2 protein-coding genes are annotated in these 1,500 nt (G+C 60.0%); one reads left to right on the top strand and one right to left on the bottom strand.

Annotated features, from left to right (window positions below):
- Positions 1–58 precede the first annotated feature (58 nt).
- Positions 59–1,075 (top strand): type I glyceraldehyde-3-phosphate dehydrogenase, encoded by a 1,017-nt coding sequence (gene gap, locus NW819_RS12970; RefSeq protein ID WP_414413996.1) that lies wholly within the window; start codon positions 59–61, stop codon positions 1,073–1,075.
- Positions 1,076–1,134: 59 nt separating this feature from the next.
- On the opposite strand, the gene NW819_RS12965 is transcribed toward gap, so the two are convergent.
- The coding region (locus tag NW819_RS12965; RefSeq protein WP_414413995.1) for an MFS transporter at positions 1,135–1,500 on the bottom strand (366 nt) is incomplete at its 5' end.

Below are 1,500 nucleotides of genomic sequence, written 5' to 3'. Positions count from 1 at the left end.
AGCGTCTCCCATGCCGCGTCCCCTGATCCATCGTATAAACTGATACCGGAGGATTGCGATGACCACACGGGTAGCCATTAACGGATTTGGTCGCATTGGGCGGGCCTTCCTGCGGGTGCTGCTGTCTCAGCCAGCTCCAGAGCTGGAGGTGGTGGCAGTCAATGACCTGACCGAACCCGACAACTTGGCCTACCTGCTCCAGTTCGACTCGGCCTATGGGCGCCTGCCCCAAACCGTGAGCGCGGTGAACGGACATCTGCAAATCGGCAGCCACCTGAAAGTCCGGGTTTTGGCAGAGCGGGATCCGGCACAACTGCCCTGGAAAGATCTGGGGGTTGACCTGGTGGTGGAATCGACCGGCTTGTTCACCAAACGAGAGGGGGCGGCCAAACACCTGGAGGCCGGGGCCAAAAAGGTGATCATCTCTGCTCCTGCCAAAGGCCCCGACTTGACGGTGGTGATGGGGGTCAACGACGACCAATACGACCCAGAGCGGCATCACATCGTCTCCAATGCTTCCTGCACCACCAACTGCTTGGCGCCGCTGGCCAAGGTTTTGTTGGATCGCTTCGGCATCGAGACCGGCTTTCTCACCACTTGCCATGCCTATACCGCCACTCAGGCAATTGTGGATCGCCCGGATCCCAAAGATTATCGGCGGGGCCGCTCAGCAGCAGTGTCGATCGTGCCTTCCACCACCGGGGCCGCCACGGCAGTGGCCGAGGTTTTGCCCGCCCTGAGAGGGAAGATGGATGGCCTGGCGCTGCGGGTGCCCACCTTGACCGGCTCGATTGTGGACTTTGTGGTGCGTACCGAGCAGCCCATCACCAAAGAAGCCGTCAACCAAGCCTTTATCGAGGCTGCAGAAGGCCCGCTGCGCGGCATCCTGGCCATTGCTCCGCCAGAGATCGTCTCGGCGGATATCGTCGGGGATCCCCACTCTTCCATTGTGGATTTGGGATCCACCCTGACCTTAGGGGATCGCACGGTGAAGGTGCTCTCCTGGTACGACAACGAGTACGGCTATGCGGCGCGGCTGGTGGATCTGGCGGCCAAAATCGGGGCTGCGCTGTAGGCGGCCATCCTTGTTGCGTTCAAGGCAAGGCTATTAGAACCGGATTTGCGGTGGGGCAGTTACGGTTCAGATGCGGTTGTGGCCAGGGCTGCAGTCGATGAAGGGGGGCCAAGCCACAGTAGGATCACCATCGCCGGAGCAGCTGTCATCGCTGTAATCAAATAAAACAAAGGCCAATTGACTGCAGCCGCCAAATAGCCCGACACGGCCCCGGCCAAGGTTCCCCCCACGGCAAATACACTGGTGAGCAAAGCATACTGGGTGGCACTAAATTGCCGATCGCAAAGGCTCATCAAAAAAGCCAGAAAAGCAGCCGTGCCCATGCCCCCGGCCATGTTGTCGAAAACGGTTGCCCCCAGCAGCAGCGGATAGTTTTGCCCCACCAACCCAATCGCTCCCAGGCCCAAATTGCCGATCCCTTGCAA

Origin of the sequence: Synechococcus sp. R8-2 (assembly GCF_047461715.1) — a bacterium.
Taxonomy (GTDB): Bacteria; Cyanobacteriota; Cyanobacteriia; order Thermostichales; family Thermostichaceae; genus Thermostichus.
The sequence above is the reverse complement of the archived record's forward strand: the minus strand, read 5'-3'. Positions and strand labels throughout refer to the sequence as shown.

Bases quoted from the DNA above. Each gene is read 5' to 3' on its own strand.
- gap (WP_414413996.1), top strand. From the start codon at position 59: ATGACCACACGGGTAGCCATTAACGGATTTGGTCGCATTGGGCGGGCC.